The 20,104-nt window shown below is 36.5% G+C and carries 11 protein-coding genes; 10 read left to right on the top strand and 1 reads right to left on the bottom strand.

Features of this window, described 5'->3' with window-relative positions:
* From D7V20_RS10340 to D7V20_RS10295, 10 genes are all read left to right on the top strand, one after another.
* A partial coding sequence (locus D7V20_RS10340; RefSeq protein WP_120384213.1) for a recombination directionality factor occupies positions 1-918 on the top strand: 918 nt, incomplete at its 5' end.
* Between the two features lie 178 nt (positions 919-1,096).
* Positions 1,097-3,139 carry a DUF262 domain-containing protein gene (locus D7V20_RS10335; protein WP_120384208.1) on the top strand — a complete coding sequence of 681 codons (2,043 nt, stop codon included), beginning with the start codon at positions 1,097-1,099 and terminating at the stop codon, positions 3,137-3,139.
* The gene (locus D7V20_RS10330; RefSeq protein ID WP_120384207.1) at positions 3,123-6,002 is read left to right on the top strand and encodes an ATP-dependent helicase; all 2,880 of its coding nucleotides are present in this window, start codon (positions 3,123-3,125) and stop codon (positions 6,000-6,002) included. The genes D7V20_RS10335 and D7V20_RS10330 overlap by 17 nt, the downstream gene beginning before the upstream one ends.
* A complete protein-coding gene (locus tag D7V20_RS10325) occupies positions 6,003-7,829 on the top strand; it encodes a site-specific DNA-methyltransferase (protein ID WP_120384206.1) in 1,827 nt (608 codons plus the stop codon).
* On the top strand, positions 7,822-10,530 hold the full coding sequence (locus D7V20_RS10320) for a TnsA endonuclease N-terminal domain-containing protein (protein WP_120384205.1): 2,709 nt from the start codon (positions 7,822-7,824) through the stop codon (positions 10,528-10,530). Before D7V20_RS10325 ends, D7V20_RS10320 begins: the two co-directional genes overlap by 8 nt.
* Before the next feature lie 487 nt (positions 10,531-11,017).
* Positions 11,018-12,418 (top strand): DNA repair protein RadA, encoded by a 1,401-nt coding sequence (gene radA, locus D7V20_RS10315; protein ID WP_120384204.1) that lies wholly within the window; start codon positions 11,018-11,020, stop codon positions 12,416-12,418.
* Positions 12,419-12,587: 169 nt separating this feature from the next.
* Positions 12,588-13,991 carry an AlbA family DNA-binding domain-containing protein gene (locus tag D7V20_RS10310; RefSeq protein ID WP_120384203.1) on the top strand — a complete coding sequence of 468 codons (1,404 nt, stop codon included), beginning with the start codon at positions 12,588-12,590 and terminating at the stop codon, positions 13,989-13,991.
* Positions 13,992-14,041: 50 nt separating this feature from the next.
* Entirely contained in the window at positions 14,042-15,049 is a 1,008-nt protein-coding gene (locus tag D7V20_RS10305) for a Fic family protein (protein WP_120384202.1), read from the top strand.
* Between the two features lie 837 nt (positions 15,050-15,886).
* Complete coding sequence (locus D7V20_RS10300; RefSeq protein WP_120384201.1) at positions 15,887-17,725, top strand: monovalent cation:proton antiporter-2 (CPA2) family protein; 1,839 nt, start codon at positions 15,887-15,889, stop codon at positions 17,723-17,725.
* A 446-nt stretch (positions 17,726-18,171) separates the two neighbouring features.
* A complete protein-coding gene (locus tag D7V20_RS10295; RefSeq protein WP_120384200.1) occupies positions 18,172-18,816 on the top strand; it encodes a HEPN domain-containing protein in 645 nt (214 codons plus the stop codon).
* 87 nt (positions 18,817-18,903) lie between these two features.
* Here D7V20_RS10295 and D7V20_RS10290 read toward each other — a convergent pair whose 3' ends face one another.
* The gene (locus D7V20_RS10290) at positions 18,904-20,094 is read right to left on the bottom strand and encodes an MFS transporter (protein WP_120384199.1); all 1,191 of its coding nucleotides are present in this window, start codon (positions 20,092-20,094) and stop codon (positions 18,904-18,906) included.
* Positions 20,095-20,104: the final 10 nt, after the last annotated feature.

Here is a 20,104-nt window from a genome sequence, read left to right as displayed (position 1 = left end):
CCACCCGTGCTCGGTCGTATCAGTATCGGTAAAGTTGTACAAAAGAACGGTCAACGACTGCCTGAAAAGGATGACCAATTTACCATTACCAGCCAAATTCAAAACAAGGACGGTTGGGTTAAACATCCTTTAGATGAACAACTCCGTGCCAACGCACCGAATCAAAAACTTAGAGCCATTCCAGTGCGTATGATCTTCAATGATCCTGAACTGAATCTTAGAGCAGAGTACAGCTTATTTGATCGACAGACAGGACGTTTAATTTGTTCGGGTAATGGAGAAACCTGTCAGCGACTTGGACAAAATGGTATTGAACAACATCCATGTCCATCACCTGATTTGTGTGCTTTGGCGCAAGGCGGACTCTGTAAGCCTTACGGTAGACCCTACGTCAACTTAGATGAATCGGACGAGTTAGGGACATTTATCTTCAGAACCACAGGCTTTAATAGTATTCGGACGCTGGCAGCTCGTCTTCGTTATTATCATGCCGCTTCGGGCGACTTACTGTCATGTTTACCGTTACAATTGACCTTGCGAGGGAAAAGCACTACACAAAGCTACCGTACTCCGATCTACTATGTGGATTTAACTTTACGTGATGGTACAAATTTGAAAGATGCGATTAGCTCAGCTAAGCAAATGGATGAACAGAGCAAGGCCGCAGGGTTTTATCAGGAAGCTTTAGATCAGATGGCAAGACAGGGTTTTGCGAATGCACAGTTTGAGGTGAATGGTGAGGAGGGACTAGATTTGGTGGAGGAGTTTTATAGTGATGAAAATCAAGAAACTGAAAATGATCAAGCACAAAATGCAACCACAGCGAGAACTAATGCTAAGCCTAAAACGAATCAGGGGGAGGGTTTTGCGCAGGATATGCAGAAAGGGTTGCAGAGGAGTGTAAGTGTGGTGAATTGAGTAATTTATGTACTGGTTGAGCAGCTTTTTTGTTCCATAATTCTAATTTTAAGAGCTAATGCGAAGTGGGGGTGAGCCCCCATTTTTTTTTTTTAAACTCAATTGGGGATTATGTGAAATGGTTTAATATGATTTAAGATAGTCTTATTATTCTAATATTTAACAATATGAGGGCTCAATGGATTTAAAATCAGTACACACAATTTTTACAGATAGAATTTTAAGAATCCCTTCATATCAGAGAGGTTACTCTTGGGCTAATGATGCTGAAATTAAAGAGCGTAAAGATCTAGTAAAAATTAAAGGCCAATTGATGGATCTTTGGAATGATATTCAAAATATTCCTAATGATAAATGGCATTATACTGGATTACTAACGTTAGCTGAACATACGAGTCCAGATTACAAAGAATGGTTACCTAGAAAAGCACAATATTCGATAGTTGATGGCCAACAGCGGATCACTTCGATTTTGATATTAATCACTGTGTTGGTTAAATATTCGAAACAATTCGAGTATGAATTTGGGGATCGTGATGGAGATACTGAGTTTCATTATCTTTACATCTCTAAAGGTACTAGAAAAGCATATATTTTTGGTTATGATCAAGATAATCCAAGTGATAAATATTTTAGAAAACATATACTTAATCTTGATGAAATTGAAGGTGATAGTAAGGAAAGCATTTATACAGAAAACCTGATTAAAGCACGTAAGTTTTTTGAGAAAGTTGTTGGCTTCTATCTAGAGGATGCTTCCAATAAGATAGAAGCATTGCAATTTCTGTTTGATAAGGTAACAACAGGATTAAGGCTTAATGAATATATTTTACCTAATGAGCTGGATGAATATGTAGTTTTTGAAACTATGAATAATCGGGGGAAACCTTTATCTCAACTTGAGAAATTGAAGAACAGACTAATGTATCTTATTGATAAAATGAGTCTAAGTTGTGATGAAAAAAATGATCTTATTAAATCAGTGAATACGGCATGGATCACAATTTATCAATCTTTAGGTGCTGAAAAAAGTACACCTTTAGATGATGACGATTTTATTAAGGCTCATTGGATAATGTACTTTGGTCAATATGATCGTTCAGAGTCCAATGTTTATGCTCAGCATCTATTTAATCATTATTTTACGATTGATCGTGTATATGTAAATGAATTACAAGCATTTGATATTCAAAAATACGTTAAATCTTTGCAAAAAAGTTCAGTTTATTGGAATCAAATACATCATCCTAAATATTTTGAAGATGCTGACAATAACATTCGAAATAAAATTTTAGGACTACATCGTGTTGGATTTAGAGCCGCATTTAAACCTTTAGTATTGGCGATATTACATAATACAGAGAGATTAAATTTACCTAATATTTGCACACACCTAGAAAAATTTGCTTTTAAGGTTTTTCATGCTGCTGATCGGCAGTCAAATACAGGTGATAGTAAGTTCTATCGATTGTCTGCATCAGTTTATAGTGGAAAAATTGATTCTCAAAAAATTTGTGATTCCATTGATACTTATACAAAAGAATATTATAGCTTTACTAATTTTAAAAACTTGATTGAATACCTTGTTGAGGAAAAGAAAGGTTTTTATAAATGGAGTGGTTTGAAATATATTTTTTTTGAGTATGATGAATTTTTAAGAACTAAAAATAAAGTATCTGCTATAAGTTCACAGTTAATTTGGCAAGATTTTAAAAATAGAGATTCGATAGAGCATATTTACCCGCAAAGTGCTTTTCAGAGTTTAGAAACCTTTTGTAATGGTGACGACTCACCAGAACGTAAAAGTGCGTATGACGAGTTACAACTCAATTGGCATGAATTTAGTATTTTCACTGAAGGTGAAAGAAAGCGGTTATGTAATAGTTTGGGTAATCTATTAGCGATTACGCACTCAGATAACTCGAGTATGCAAAATGATCCTTTTAAACATAAAGTGGATCAATCTGAAAAAGGTGCTCAATATCGTAACCGAGGTTATAGATATGATTCTTTAAGTGCTCAAATTGTTGCAAATAAATCTACTTGGACTCCAGATCATGTTAAAAATCGTGGTTTAAAAATTTTAGATTTCATATTATCCAAATTAGATGAAGACCAAAACAAGCTCTCAATAGAAGAAAAGATTTCACTGCTTGGATTAAATTTCTTAAGTAATAACCTGGAACAGTTGGGTGAGACTAATAATGTCGAATATCAATAAAGCTCAGCAAGAAGCACTAAACACCTTAGATGGCCCAGTATTGATTATTGCTGGCCCTGGTTCGGGTAAGACTTTCACACTGGTGGAAAGAATCGTTAAGCTGATTCAAGTTAAAGGGATTCAGCCTGAGTCGATATTGGTAGTTACTTTTACTGAAAAGGCGGCAAGAGAGTTAACGACACGTATTTCAAATAGGTTGCTTGAACTAAAGATAGACTTAAATCTGAATGAAATGTATCTGGGGACATTTCATTCTATTTGTCTGAGAATATTAGAAGAGAATCAGCAATATACACGTTTGAAGCGTAGTTTTACTTTGTATGATCAGTTTGATCAACAGTTCCTTTTATTTAAAAAAATGAAAGAATTTGCAGAGATTGAAAACTTTCATTTGCTAATTAAGGAAGAACAGTCCCGCTGGAATCAGGCGAGTGAGCTTTTAGTTTTAATCAATAAAGTGACAGAAGAGGCTTTGACTACTGCTGAGCTAAAAGAAGCACCTGATATTGAAGTAGCGATATTAGGTGAATGTCTAGAAAAATATCATCAATTGTTAGAAGAAAATAATGCTCTGGATTTTTCAACGATTCAATACGAGACATTAAAGTTATTAGAGAACCAGCCTACAGTCGTTTTAGAATTACAGCAAAAACTTAAGTATCTGATGGTGGATGAATACCAAGATACCAATACGATTCAAGAACGTATTTTAAAGTTATTGATGGGTGAGGCTCAGAATCTTTGTGTGGTAGGTGATGATGACCAAGGCCTCTATCGTTTTCGTGGGGCAACAATTCGGAATATTTTAGAATTTCCTAAGAACTTTGATGAACATAAATGTAAGCAAATTCAGCTCACAACGAACTACCGTTCTCATCCTGATATTGTGAACTTCTTCGGCCAATGGATGCAAAGGTTAGAATGGGGATCAGGTACTAATCGTTTTCGTTATGATAAAAACATACGTGCTAGAGAGGATGAGTTTCCTGAAGTTCCTTCGGTGATTAAAGTCGAAGCGGAAGGCCGAGAAGAGTGGTATGAGGAAAACTATCAGTTTCTTTTGTCTTTGAAGAAAGATGGATTGACTGATTGGAACCAAGTTGCGTTTTTATTTAGATCGGTACAAAGCGATCGAGCAGTTGGCCTTGCTAACTATTTAGAAGAAAAAGGGATACCTGTTTATTCTCCACGCTCAAATCAATTTTTTGACCGTGAAGAAATTAAGTTACTAATAGGCCTATTTATTTTTTTATTCCCGCAGTATTTTAATATCCGTAAATGGAATGAGAATCTTAAGCTTGCCATTTGGGACTACTATGATCAGCAATGTATTCCTTCAATTAAAGAGGAATTACAGAAACCTGAAAATCAGGATTTATTAAAGTGGGCACAGGAACGTGCTCGAACACATTATCAACTTGTTGAAAATACAGATTATGCTTTTACAGCCTTGTTTTATCAGGCGTTGCAATTTCCATTATTTAGTAAGTACTTTTCAGACGAGGCATTGAATGGTTTAGATAAAGGTCGTGCTGCTCGGAACTTATCTAAATTCTCGTCTCTTTTAGCAAAATTTGAACATCTTCATTACGTTACGGTCATATCTCGTGAATTTGTAGATAAGAATCTGACAGACTTATTTAACCAATATTTCAGGTTTTTGAAAGATGGTGGTATAGGCGAGTATGAAGATGACTCTGAATATGCTCCGAGTGGATGTGTATCATTCCTGACGATTCATCAATCTAAGGGATTGGAATATCCAGTCGTGGTCACTTGTAGTTTAGAGGGTGTTCCAAGAAAAAGTCACAATGACTTAGATGAAATTCTTGAAAATAATTACTTCAGCAAGCCACCTTATGAACCTTTTGAATTAATTAAAAACTTTGACTTTTGGCGTTTGTATTACACGGCGTTTTCTCGTGCTCAGAACTTATTGGTACTTTCAGCAGAAGTTAAGAAGGGTGCTGGTAGTTCACCATCGAAGTATTTTAAATCGGTTGTTGATGGCTTGGTCGATTGGAAGCATCCTGAATTAGATTTATCAAAGATCGAATTTGCTCAAGTGAAAGAGATGAATTTGAAACGGGAGTATGCTTTTACCTCACATATTCTTTTGTTTGAGGCATGTCCTGAACAATATCGTTTCTTTAAAGAGCTTGAGTTTCATCCAGTTCGAGCAGGTGCGCAGATTTTTGGTACTTTAGTTCATCAAACGATTGAAGATATTCATAAAGCTGTATTGCGTAATGAAGGCCACTTGGTAAGTCATGAGCAAATACAAAATTGGCTGAATGCCAATTATATTTATTTGTCTAAAAAAGAACGACAGTTCTTGGCGCCGAATACCTTAAAAGCGATTGAAAGGCATGTTGTAAATTACTACGATCGTGAAAAGAGACAGCTTGATCGTTTACAAGAAGCTGAGGTTGAAATTTCATTGGTGAAAGATCAGTACATTTTAAAAGGAAGTATTGATTTAATCCGTGGTGAAAATGGTACGGTAGAAATTATTGATTTTAAGTCAGAGCGTAAGCCTGATTTAGAAAAAGAAAAAACAAGATTTGAAACGTACCAACGCCAGCTACAGTTATATGCGCATTTGCTAGAAGAAAAGACAGGGCAGACTGTGAGTCGAATGCATCTTTACTATACGGGTGAAACAGAAGGTTCACCTTATGTCAGTTTTGACAAGAGAGATGATCAGATCGAGCAGACTGTGAAGCAGTTTGATCAAGTTGTGTCTCGTATTGAAGCTAAAGATTATGGGATGAGTTGTAGACCTGATAAGCTGTGCCCCAACTGTGACATGCGTTTTTACTGCGATCGTAAAAACTGGAATTTTGTGAAGGAAAGCCCTTAAATGACGACTGAAAATAATACCTTGGATTTGCCTGAAGAAAACCTTCAAGAGGGTGTATTTAAGTTCGAGCCAATTAAAGGCTACCCGATGTTGAACTGGAAAGGAAAGCGCCCTTTTACTTCAACTCGTTATTATCCAGCACAATTAAAAGAACAACATGGTGAAGCGGTTAATGGTTGGCTCAATAAGATTTTTTGGGGCGATAACCTTCAAGTCATGTCACATTTGCTACGTGAGTTTCGTGGCAAAGTAGACTTGATTTATATTGACCCACCGTTTGACTCAAAAGCAGATTATAAGAAAAAAGTAAGTTTAAGAGGTGCAGAAGCAGAGAATGATCAAAGTGCATTTGAAGAAAAGCAGTACACGGATATTTGGGCAAATGATGAATATCTACAATTTATGAGAGACAGGATTATTCTACTAAGAGAGCTTCTCTCGCCTAAAGGATCGATATATTTACATTGTGATAATAAAGCATCGCATCTATTAAGATGTATTCTAGACGAAGTATTTGGTAGTGAAAATTTTCTTAATGAAATTATTTGGTGTTATAAAGAAAGAGAAACATCAAAACGTAACTTTAACCATAAACATGACACAATATTTTTATATAATAAGAACAAGAATAGTGATTATATTTTTAATTATGCCGAAATTGTGGAAACTTATTCTCCTGTAACTTTAAAGAAATTTAAATATCTTGATGAAGATGGAAGAAAATATCGATTACGTGGAAAAGATGGAACAAATGACCCTAAAGAGGAAAATGAAAATACTTATAGACAATATTTAGATCAACAAACTGGCCCTTTGGCTCGAGATTGGTTTGAGTTGGCTTTTGTAAATCAAGCGTCAGACGAAAGGTTAGGTTATCCAACTCAAAAACCAGAAAAATTATTAGAAAAGTTTATTAAAGTTTCATCTAACCCTAATAGTATAATATTTGATTGTTTCATGGGGTCGGGTACAACACAATCTGTTGCTATGAAGCTAGGTCGACGTTTTATTGGGGCTGATATTAATTTAGGATCAATTCAAACCACGACTAAGCGTTTGATTAAAGTTGCTGAAGAACTTAAAGGTATTCAGCTTTTAGAGGAAGAAAAAGAATTTTATACTGGTTTTGAAGTCTATAATGTTAATCACTACGATGTGTTCCGTAACCCTGTTCAAGCAAAAGAATTGCTCATCCAAGCGTTAGATATTCAGCCAATTCCGAACAGTGTGTATGATGGTGAAAAAGATGGCCGTATGGTCAAACTTATGCCAGTCAACCATATTGCCACTAGAGCTGACGTAGCTGATTTGATTCACGGCGTAGATTACAAAGCATTTGAAAAACGTAAAGAAGAAAAGCCAAATCAGCCTGTTGAAAAAATTACAATTTACTGTATGGGACATGAGCCTGACTTAGCTGCATTTGTGCAACAGTCGATCGGCTATAAACTAGATATCGAAGTTGTAGATATTCTGCGTGATCGTTCAGATCTACAATTTAAACGTGACTCAGAAGCTCTCTTTAAAGTTGAAAATGGCCAATTGGTGGTAGATAAGTTCTATCCGATGAACTTACTACAAAAACTTTCACAAACCAAAGATACAGTGTCTGATTGGCGTGAAATGGTCGAAAGCATCATGATCGATTGGAATTATGATGGTGCAGTTTTCCAACCTACACTAACAGATATACCTGCGAAAAATGAACTTGTACAAGGCCAATATACAATTCCTGAAGATGCGGGCACGATCCGTATAAAGATCACAGATCTCCTTTCTGAGTCACTAGAGCGTGATTTGACAGAAGAGGAGTTAGCGAATGGCTAAAAAACCTAACTCTTCGGCAGCTTTAGACTTTGCCTTCTTTAATTACTTGTGGGCATTTTACGAAACTAATAAAGGTACTATTCGTAAAAGCTACAAAGAATTGAGTAAAAAGTTTTTAGATTATAACGATCCTAAAAATCGTCCTGATGCATTCTTACGTCGGCCACAGTTTGAAGCCCTAGAAACCTATATCTTTTTGAAAGAGTTTTTAGGAAATTCAAAAGTAGAGCAGATTTTTGAAGATTGGTTTGAATCAAAAAATCAATTTCAAGGTCGTAAGGCTACAGGCTTCATTAATTATGATTCATTACAAGGCAGTTTATCATTTGATGATGTTCTTGAAGTAAAAAACTATCAAACCGTTTTGAAAAAAATGAAGGATAACAGCCGAAGTTATCCGAACTATATTTTTGCCTTAACCATGGGTACGGGTAAAACCTTACTCATGGCAACCTGTATTTTTTATGAGTTTTTATTAGCAAATAAGTTTCCTAAAGATAAAAGATTTTGTCAAAACGCACTGATTTTTGCACCCGATAAAACTGTTTTGCAGTCTTTGCGTGAGATTGAGACATTTGATATTTCCAAGGTCGTTCCAAAAGAGTACGTGGGTATTTTTGATGCAAACTTGAAGTTTCACTTCCTAGATGAAGCTGGAACATCATTAAGTACAATAGATGGATCAAAATTTAACTTGGTCGTTTCGAATACTCAAAAGATTATTCTTAAGCGTCAGCATGCTGAGAAGACAGCAACTCAAAAACTATTTGAAAATGATCAGCCTGATTTTGGTGAACTAACTGAGTTGTTGGGTGATTTAGGCTTACCTGCCAATGAAGATGATCTAAAAACAAACCAACGTTTTGAGAAGTTATCACGTTTGCCTCAGCTTGGTATTTTTGTAGACGAGGCGCATCATTCTTTTGGGCAAGCTCTAAAGAAAGATATGTTAGGTGGTACATCTAAAACTGATAACAGTTTACGCAGAACCATTGATGAATTAGCTAAAAATTTAGAAGACGCTAACTCACATGTAGTTGCTTGTTTTAACTATACAGGTACACCTTATGTAGGAAAGGATGTATTACCTGAAGTTGTCTATGCGTTTAATTTAAAGAATGCGATTCAAGAGCGCTATTTGAAAAGCCCAGAAGTAAACTCTTATACAACGACTCGTACAGAAGAGTTTGTGAAAATTGCTGTAAAAGATTTCTTGGAAGCTACTCAAGGTCTTAAACCAGAAGGCCTTTTACCTAAGCTGGCTTTTTTTGCTTCGACTGTTGAGGAGCTTACCGAAGAGTTAAAACCTGAGCTAGAGCGCCAGCTAGCAGAACATGGCATTTCGGCTGATAAAATCTTGGTGAACGTTGGTGATACATCCCATACAAGCTCTGATGATATTCGAAACTTCAATAATTTGGATGTGGTTGGAACAGAGGGTTCTGAAAAGCAATTCATTCTTTTGGTGAATAAAGGCCGTGAAGGGTGGAACTGTCGTTCATTATTCGGCGTTGCAATGTACCGTTCACCTAAATCCAAAGTTTTTGTTTTACAGGCAACTATGCGCTGTTTACGTTCAATTGGTAAACAGCAATATACGGGTTCGATTTATTTAAGCAAAGAAAACTACGATATTCTTGATACAGAGCTTCAAGCGAATTTCAGGATGACGGCTTCTGAATTTTCAGACCAAGGCCCTAAACCGAAGACAATGCTAAATGTTCAAGTGAGGGAAGATGTAAAGATCAAACTCAAACATGTTAAGCAAACGATTAAGCTTAAAGAAAAAGAGTTTGTGAAAGGGACAGTGCTCGACCTCGATCCGAAAAATGAAGAAGCTTGGCATGAGCTTACGAGTAAATATTTAATCATTCAAACGACGACGACAAATCTACAGGCCAATGACTTCAACACGGCGCAATATACAAAGTCCAAAGATCGTACGAATGAGAAAGAAAAAGTTGAATATACAAGTTTAAGTTTAGTTGCTGAGATATCTCGATATTTAAATCTAAGTCCGATCAAAATTGAGAGAATGCTTGATCAAACCAAAGAAGGCTTAGAAAGTATTTTATTCTGTGTTAATCAGTTCAATGAGCTTTTGTATGATGTCGTAATTCCTCGACTGTTTACAGCATTGTACGACCAAGAAATTGAGTCGGAAACGACAGAGAAAGAAGTACAACTTATCATTCCACCAGCGATAGGTGAATTATCTTTTTATGAAATTGCAGAAGGTAAAGGTGGAACCTCGACTTATGCTGATACACAAGAAAAATATAGAGATAAGAGTTTTAATCTAGATACTTATACCTTTGACTCAAACCCAGAATATGCTTTGTTTTGGGATTTATTGAAAGACGATGATGTTGAAAAAATCTACTTTACAGGTATGTTTACAGATAAATCTAAAACAGAATTTTACTTCCAATATATTGACCCAGATTCATACGCATTGAGAAATTATTACCCTGATTTCTTAGTACAGTTGAAAAATGGTCAGTACATTATTGTAGAGGTGAAAGGCGATCATCAATACGATGATCCGATTGTTTTAGCCAAAGCTAAGGCAGCTAAAGAATATGCAAGCCATAGTCAAATTGAATATAAAATGATTAAGGGAACTGATGCAAATGCGCATATTTACCAACAGTTACTTGGTCGAAAAGTATTACCTAGTCATGTAAGTTTAATTCAATGAAGTGAAAAAAGTATCATGGTTTTTCCATGATACTTTTTCTACAAGGTATTTGAATATGAATCATTTGCCATACAGTACTGATTGCTTGGGGTGAAAGGTATGAATTTCATTCTAAAATACCCCCTTGGAGTAGCCTCTGTAAAATACCAACAGATTTATAATATCACTTCAAAAATTATTCATCTGATTGCTCATACCAGTGAAAATATCGGTCGACTATTTTGAGTAAATTTAGGGCATATAAAAACTTAGAAAAGCCAACTGTACCCCCATGATTTGAGGTTCTTTAGCAATTGAGAAATACGATCTGTACAGAACAAATTACTGCATCTTGAATGTCCTTATAAGTCATTTAACCATCAACTCATTATTAAAAGAACATTTTTCCCCTCTATTTTCAATCAATTCCCTTTATTTCATAACCTTGCTTGAGACTGAAAACTCAACTTGATAAGGTACTTTGGTGATTAAAAATTGAGGTTTTACTATGGCTAAAACTATAGTCCACATGTGCTGTGAATGTGGCAAGGAGGAAGATAAATGGGTAGGAAAATGTGTTCAATGTGGGGCACACAATAGTTTCAGAAAAATGACAGTTGAACGAAAGGCTCAACATCGAGCTACAGCAGGTTTAAGTCATTCTGGCTATGCAGGACAACAACATCATATTACCAAATTAAATATGGTGAAGATGAGTCAGGAACTTAGGTGTTCAACAGGTATTGATGAGTTTGATCGTGTATTAGGTGGTGGTCTGGTCACTGGATCAGTGGTATTAATTGGCGGTGATCCTGGCATCGGCAAATCAACTTTACTTTTACAAACAGCAACCCATATTGCAAAAAATCAATCGGTTTTATATATCACAGGGGAGGAATCACTGGCACAAGTTGCTATGCGGGCTAAACGATTAGGTTTGCCAATGGACAGACTGGATGTCATGGCAGAAACGAAAGTAGAACGCATTTGCGAAATATTGACGGAACAAAAAACATCTATGGTGATTTTGGATTCCATTCAAACCTTATATACGGAGGCTATTCCTGCTGCATCAGGCAGTACATCACAAATTAAAGAATCAGCCTCAATTTTAACCCGATTTGCCAAGCATGCAGGAATATCTTTACTGATTGTTGGGCACGTCACCAAAGAGAAAGAATTGGCAGGACCAAAAGTACTTGAGCATATGGTTGATTGTGTCTTGCATTTTGAGGGACAAAGCGACTTACAGTATCGAATGCTCAGGGTGGTTAAAAACCGTTTTGGTGCGGTGAATGAGCTAAGTGTATTTGACATGACAGATCAAGGGTTAAAGGAAGTCATCAACCCAGCAACGATTTTTTTGGATCGCTATGGTGAGGCAGTTGCTGGTTCTGTTGTCATGGTCAGTCGAAATGGGGTGCGACCATTTTTAGTCGAAGTACAGGCTTTAGTGAGTGAAACAAAAACTACACCTAGACAACTTATTTTAGGACTGGAGTATAATCGCCTGACTTTGCTGTTGACCATTATGAAAGAACAAGCCAACGTGGATATTCTTGAACATAATGTCTATGTCAATATTGTGGGTGGATTAAAAATTACAGAAACAGCGTCAGATTTAGCAGTTCTATTAGCTTGTGTATCGAGTTTGAAAAATCACCCCTTACCTCACGATATGGCTGTATTTGGTGAAGTAGGTTTGTCTGGCGAGATTCGGTCTGTACCCAATGCACAGGAACGTATAAAGGAAGCACAAAAGAACGGATTTAAAGCTGTAGTTATACCCAAAGTGAATCAGCCAAAACAACCTATAGATTCTATAAAAGTGATTGTTGTGGAATATTTATATCAAGTCTTACAGATTGTTTTTGAACAGAATGGTGAGGAACTCAGGCAAGTGGGATAAGCCAAATTAATTTTACCTGACATTATTTAGAGTGTTTGCTGTGAATAATGAGTTTCATCTAGTAAAGTAGCGATTATGGTACAGGTAAATTTTGTTGTGGTATCTACTTAATTTATTGCCAGTAATGTCGTATTGAAAACCCATACATAAGAGAACTCAAAGATAGCTAATGAATGTTGAACATCCACTACTGCTAGAGATTCAAAAGGGCGAAAGCAAGACGCTTGAATTTAAACAGCAGTTACCCAAAGGGCAGCAAATCGCCAAGACTTTAATCGCCTTTGCAAATAGTAGTGGCGGTAAGTTGATTGTTGGGGTTTCAGATGATCGGCAGTTAGTTGGGATTCGGGAAGATATCTTTGACCTACAAGATAAAATTACCTCAATGATTTATGAGTTGTGCAGTCCGCAACTGGCAGCACAAATCTATATTGAAAATATTGCAGGCGTAGAATTATTGGTTGTGGAAGTGGCTCGTGGAAGTTTATTTCCATACCACCTTAAATCTGTGGGGCGTGAGCAAGGTACTTATATTCGTTTAGGTGCAAGTAACCGTGTTGCATCACCTGAAAATATTCAACAACTGGAATTACAACGGCTCAATATTAGTTTTGATTCGTTAGCAAACTATCAATACCCTTTAGAAAAACTAGATTTAACATTACTGGAAACGGCTTTTAAAGCTGCTGATAAGGCACTTACCTTAGAAAAAATGCTGAACCTAAAGTTGGTTATTGAGGAACAAGGGCAGCATTATGCTAGTCATGGCTTATTGATTTTATTGGGTAAATATGAGCATGTCATGACTCAGTGTGCCAGATTTAAAGGCACGAACATGAGCGTGTTTTTAGACCGTAAAGAATATACAGGAGATTTGTTTTCTCAAATTGAGCAAACAGAAATTTTTATTAAAAATCATTTGTCTTTGCGTGCAGAGATTCGTGGATTAAAGCGTTACGATTATTTGGAAATTCCAGAAAATGCCATCCGTGAAGCCTTAGTCAATGCTTATGTTCATCGGGACTATAGTAATTTTGGACGCAATATTAAAGTTGCTGTTTATGATGATTTGATCAATATTGTATCTCCAGGTGGATTACCTAATGGTTTAACTGAAGCAGATTTGTTGCAAGGACGTTCAGAAATTCGTAATCGGGTATTGGCTCGTGTGTTTAGAGAGCTAGGTTATATAGAGCATTGGGGTAGTGGTCTGCAACGGATAAAACAAATCTGTGAAGCAGAACATTTAACCACACCTGAATTTTTGGAAACTGGTGATTTTTTTGATGTGAAGTTATATCGTCCTGTGATTGAGTCATTAGGTGGCTCAATAGGTGGCTCAATCGAAGATTCAGGTGGCTCAATGGTAGACACTGAAATATTGACTGACCGACAAAATGAGATTTTAGTTTTAATTCAACAAAATCCCAAAATTTCTTATCGTGATATGGCGGTACAGTTGGGTATCAATGATTCGGCAGTAAAAAAACACCTAAATCATTTAAAAGATGCAGGTTGGCTTGAGCGTGTTGGTGGAACACGAGGATATTGGTTGGTTAAAAAGGAGGTATAATCGTATTTTGTTATATATGACGAATCTCTTGATGGTGAGTATTCGCTAAAATGAAATATCAACCACCTTACAAGATTAACTCTAAAATTATTCACTTGATTGCCGAGATTAGTGAAGCTTTAGGACTTTTGACGGTACTTGCTCAGATTCAGGATGAGCTAAAACTTAGAAAAGCCAATCGAATTAGAACCATTCAAGGTTCACTTGCCATTGAGGGAAATACACTCAGCGAAGAGCAGATCACAGCAATTTTAAATGGTAAACCTGTTATTGCACCGCCTAAAGAAATTCAGGAAGTCCGTAACGCAATTAAAGCCTATGAACAGTTTCAACAATGGCAACCAGCTAGTGAACAGGACTTATTAAAGGCTCACCAAGTTTTAATGGCTGGATTAATTGATGAGGTTGGACAGTACCGTCAAGGTGGTGTGGGGGTGATGTCTGGTGATCAAGTTGTACATTTAGCTCCACCACCAAGCCAAGTTGTACGCTTGATGAATGATTTATTGCAATGGTTAGAGCAAAGTGATGAACATCCTTTAATTACCAGTTCTGTATTTCATTATGAGCTTGAATTTATACATCCATTTTCTGATGGTAATGGGCGTATGGGGCGACTTTGGCAAACATTAATCCTGACAAAATGGAAACCAATTTTTGCCAATATTCCTGTAGAAATTTTAATTTACCAGAATCAAAGAGCTTATTATGATGCTTTACAGGCAAGAACAAACCAAACTGATTCAGCACCATTTATAGAGTTTATTTTGCAGATGATTTTTGATGCAATCCAGAGTTCATCTACAACCGATCAAGTCACCGTACATGATACCGATCAAGCTACCGTACAAGACGACGATCATGTTCAGCGTTTGATTTCAGTTATGGAACATAGGGAATATAATTTAACAGAATTAATGTCTTTATTGGGATTGTCGCACCGTTCAACATTCCAACAGAATTATCTTAACCCAGCGATAGAAGCAGGGCTGATTGAACGTACTATCCCAGATAAGCACAAAAGTCCTAAACAAAGATATAGGCTAAAAAGAATGTAAGTATTTTTAACAGAAAATTTACGCCTTTTTTACGCCATTTCAAAAATATTATTTAGTTAAGTTTTTGATTTAATTTACTAAAGTTGTTTTAAGTGTCCAATCCATCATAGGTGCAACGGATATACGAGGAAGCCTTGGTATATCTACGTTTTGTTTTAAATCAGTCATTCAGACACCTATGGAAGATTGCAACATTCACATTTAATATTTTTATATCACTGCAATTCTATTACAACTAAACTTTTTATTTAAAGTCATCAGAATAGATCAAAGCACTGTGCTAAGTAGAAAGGCCTTGGCTTTAGAGTAAAATAAAAATCAGGACAAAGAGATAGAACCTTTAGAGACTAAAAATATTCAGCGCTCACATGTCTGTGAAATATTGGATTAAAAAATTGAAGGCGAATTAGAAAAGAATCTCGAGCTTTTGTCAAATCCTAAAGCTTTTTAACCATATTAGAGTATCGTAGGATGTTTAAATTATATTGAAGCCTCTGAGCAGAGTACATACTAAAATGAAGAAGGACAGAAAAATGATGGTTCAAGGTTTTCACTGGACTATTACTCTATTTATGCGAAGTATCTTGAAGTCGAATATCAAAGCTGTATATAGTTCAAAGTATTCAAATCCTTTAAGTAGTTTGACTAAGTTATCAAATAATGGCAATAAAAGTGACTTAAATTGAGTGTATTAGAAGGAGCTTCTTGACACTTGCTTATGCACGGAGACGTGGTTATTGAAGCGAATAGCAATGATGTTTTGAATGAAATGTATCGAATAAACTAAAGATAATTGTGGAATTCATGCAAATGACCACAGATTAAGATGGAAAGCAGATGAGTGCTGAAGCAGATTCAATAAGTTTGATTGGACCAGTGGTGTTATTAAGTGCAGCTGTGATTGCTGTACCTATTTTTAAGCGTATTGGTTTAGGGTCTATTTTGGGTTATTTAATTGCAGGACTGGTGATTGGCCCATTTGGTTTTGCTTTTTTTAATGATCCTACTTCAATTTTGCATATCGCTGAATTGGGGATCGTCATGTATCTCTTTATTATCGGATTGGAGATGCAACCCTCTCATTTATGGAGTTTGAGGAAAGACATCTTTGGACTAGGTAGTTTGCAAATCCTTATTTCTATTTTTGCTTTAACTGGAACGGGGATGCTATTTGGTTTTAGTTGGCAAATCGCATTTATTGGTGCTGCGGGCTTTGTACTCACATCTACAGCCATCGTTATGCAATTATTGAGTGATCGTGGTGAGTTACATCAGCCTCGTGGTCAAAAAATAGTCGCGATATTATTATTTGAAGATCTGCTTATTGTCCCACTATTAGCATTGGTTGCTTTCATGGCGCCCAATAAAGCAGTTGAAAGTACATCTGTGGGCATGCAAGGGGTTGGAATAGGGCTTCTAGCGATTGCTGGGTTAATTATCGCGGGTCATTGGTTATTAAATCCTTTATTTAGAATTTTGGCAGCAGCAAAAGCCAGAGAAGTCATGACTGCGGCGGCTTTATTGGTTGTATTAGGCGCAGCTTTGCTCATGCAGTTGAGTGGTCTTTCTATGGCATTGGGAGCTTTTCTTGCAGGCGTCTTACTTTCAGAATCAACCTTCCGCCATCAAATTGAAACAGATATTGAACCCTTTCGAAGTTTATTACTCGGCTTGTTCTTCTTAGGCGTAGGTATGTCTTTGGATTTAGCAGTTGTCGCTAAAAACTGGCCGTTAATTCTCAGTGGTGTAGTTGCTTTAATGTTGACTAAAGCTCTCATGATCTATGTTGTTGCCCGACTCACGAAAAGTAACCATTTTGAAGCATTGGATCGGGCCTTATTAATGGCACAAGGTGGAGAGTTTGCATTTGTTTTATTTAGTGCAGCGACCACAGCACAAATTATAGATAATACAATCAAGTCTAATTTAACTGCAGTCGTTATTTTGTCCATGGTACTAACACCAATTATTGGTATTGTTTTTAAACGTTTTACTGAACCAAGCGATGAAAATTTATTAGATCAAGTGAAAGTAGCAAATGGGCTAACTGGGAAGGTGCTTGTGATCGGCTTTGGTCGTTTTGGTCAGGTTGCAAGTCAATTATTGTTGGCAAGAAATGTAGACGTTACAATTATTGATACCGATGTCAATATGATCCAAAACGCTGAAAAATTTGGATTTGACGTTTATTATGGTGATGGATCTCGTTTAGATATTTTACATACATCAGGAGCGGCCACAGCAGAAGCCATTTTAATTTGTGTGGATAAAAAGGAAACAGTCAATAAAATTGCCGAGTTAGTCAGTGTAGAGTTTCCTTTAGCAAAGTTGATTGTACGTTCTTATGATCGTGAGCATTCTTTATACTTATCAAAACACAATGTTGATTTTATGGTGCGAGAAACATTTGAATCTGCCATTGCTTTTGGAAAGATTGCCTTACAGCAATTAGGCGTGGGCCCAGAAGAAATTGAACAACTGGGTGATGATATTCGATCTTTAGATAATCAACGATTTGAAACTGAAGTCGCTGCTGATGATGTGTATGCAGGTGTAGGTATGCAATATTCACAGCGAAATCCTCGCCCAACAGCACCTTTGATTAAGCCGCAACACAGTGGGCAATTATTAAATAATATTGAAGCAGAAAATAAAGAGGTCGCTGAGAAGCCCTAAACAAGTCTGATCTCATTGGAATAAATTTCTTCAAAAGAAATTGAAATTATATTTGAGTAGGTTGAAGCTTCTACATACTGATTCAGTGGCCCTATAGAACGAACTTTAGTGGGCCATTACATTTTGTCTATCAATCAATACGTTTCAATAAAGTGTCTTTGTACATCTTAAACTCGCGGATCAGGCTGAAAATTGGTTATTTAACTGTAGTAGCTTTGTGGTGTTCAGAAGTATCCAATCTATGTCAAAAGAAAAAGCAGTTGGATAATCATTCATCTTGTACTGCATTTTTTGAATTGAGCTCATCAATTAAACAGATTGGCAGAGTGCAATACGGGTTTATCAAGTCGAGTGCTCAAATCAAAACACTTAAAAATATCTTGAGTAGTTTTTTTAAATCCAATAGGATTAATTTAATAAATAACAATATGATATTGAGAAAGTAGATGTTTGTTTTAGAAGAAATTTATAAAAGTAAAAAGCCAGAAAATTCAGATTACTTTAACTTGCGTATTCAGCGCAGTCTCAGTTGGTTTAAAAAAGCGACCCAATTAGATGAGGATATTGACCTTAAATTCATGAGTCTATGGGTGAGTTTAAATGCAGCTTATGCACAAGAAATTGGAAAAACACTGGATAACCAAGGCTTCACGCGATTCCTGAGTGACGTTCTAAAAGCAGACCAAGAACATAAAATCTATCATTTAGTTTGGGATAAGCTTAGTCCATTGATGAGTCGAATCATAGAAAGCCCATACACTTTTCAGCTATTTTGGGATCAGCAAAATAAAACAATCAGCCAAATGGCTTGGAAAGACGCTTTTGAAATGGAAAAAAAGCAAATTCATCAAGCTGTGCAATCTAAAGATACACTTACTTTGCTTTTCGTTGTTTTTAATCGACTAATTACCTTGAAAAATCAGCTCCAACAAGGTGGATCAACATATAATAGTGCGATAAATCGTAAGCAACTTTATGAGGGCTGCATGATTTTAAGCGCAATTTTACCGAGATTGCTGTTTATCCTTTTAGAAAATCCTGCCAAGTTTGACTTGGGTAAACCGTTTTATCCTGTGCAACAAATGTCTTAATGTATTGCGCATGGACATTTTAAAATAAGAGAGCTAAAAAAAATCCCTCGATATTCGAAGGATTTTTTCTATTCAATATTTAAGTATTCAAGCAGTTTGAGTTTTTGGTAAAAGCAAACGGTCTAATAATGCAAACAGTGCAGAGCCTGCCACTAAGCATAAACCGACCATACAGGTCATTGTCCAACCACCATGATGCCATGCGTAAACACCGAGCGCAGAACCACATGCGCCACCCGTAAAATATACAGTCATGTAAATAGAGTTGATCCGTGATTTGGCATTTGGACGTAGTCTAAAGATAATGTTTTGATTGCTGGTATGTACAATCGCTAAACCTAAACTAATAATGCCATAACCTAAGATATAACTGATGAGTGAGGTTCCGCCAAAATATAAAAATATCCAACTGGTCGCTAAAATGGCAACGCCAACCCAAGTCAGTAAAGAGGTATAGCCTTGATCTGCGATTTTTCCAATTTTAGTCGTACTGAGTGCACCAAATACACCAATAAGTGTCGTAACACCGACCATAACATCAGGCAGTTTAAACGGTTCAGATGTGAGTAAAACAGCAATCGTTGAAAATAGGGTACTCATTGCTGCAAAGGCAAAACCACCAATCAATGAGCGGTAAATTAGACGTTTTTCTTCCAATAAAAGTACTGCCATCGACTGGAAAATTTTGCCATAACTCATTTTAGCAGTCGGTACATGAGGCAGACGTTTTTTGAGCATCAATGCTAAAATTAACATCAAAATAGAACTCACGATGTAGATCAATTTCCAATTGACTAAATTTGAAAATAAACCTGCCAAACTGGTGGAAAGTAATAGTCCAACCAAAAGCCCACTCATTAAAAAACCAACAACTTCACCTGTTTTTTCAGGCTGTACCGCCATTGTTGCTAGAGGGATCAAAACTTGTGCAGCAACGGAAAATAGCCCGACCAGTATCGTACCCGCCCATAGCATCGGCAGATTGACAGCAAAGGCACAGATAAATAATCCGATTGCGGCAAAAAACATGAGAAGTGGAATGAATTTAGTTTTATTAACAATATCACCCATGGGGACAATAAATAATAATCCGAGGGCGTAAGACACCTGAGCAAAAGTTACGGTTAAAGCGACTTGTGACTCAGGGACTTGAAAATATTGTTGAATTGAATGAATCAACGGTTGGCAATAATAGTTTGCTCCTGCACATAAACCACAGGCAATCGCCATTAACCAAAGCAGTGCTTTATCTTGGCTAATATCGAGTTGAGCATTCATAAAGGTTTCC

Origin of the sequence: Acinetobacter rongchengensis (assembly GCF_003611475.1) — a bacterium.
Classification (GTDB): domain Bacteria; phylum Pseudomonadota; class Gammaproteobacteria; order Pseudomonadales; family Moraxellaceae; genus Acinetobacter; species Acinetobacter rongchengensis.
Note: the sequence above shows the minus strand (reverse complement) of the source record. Positions and strands in the feature narration are given on the sequence as shown.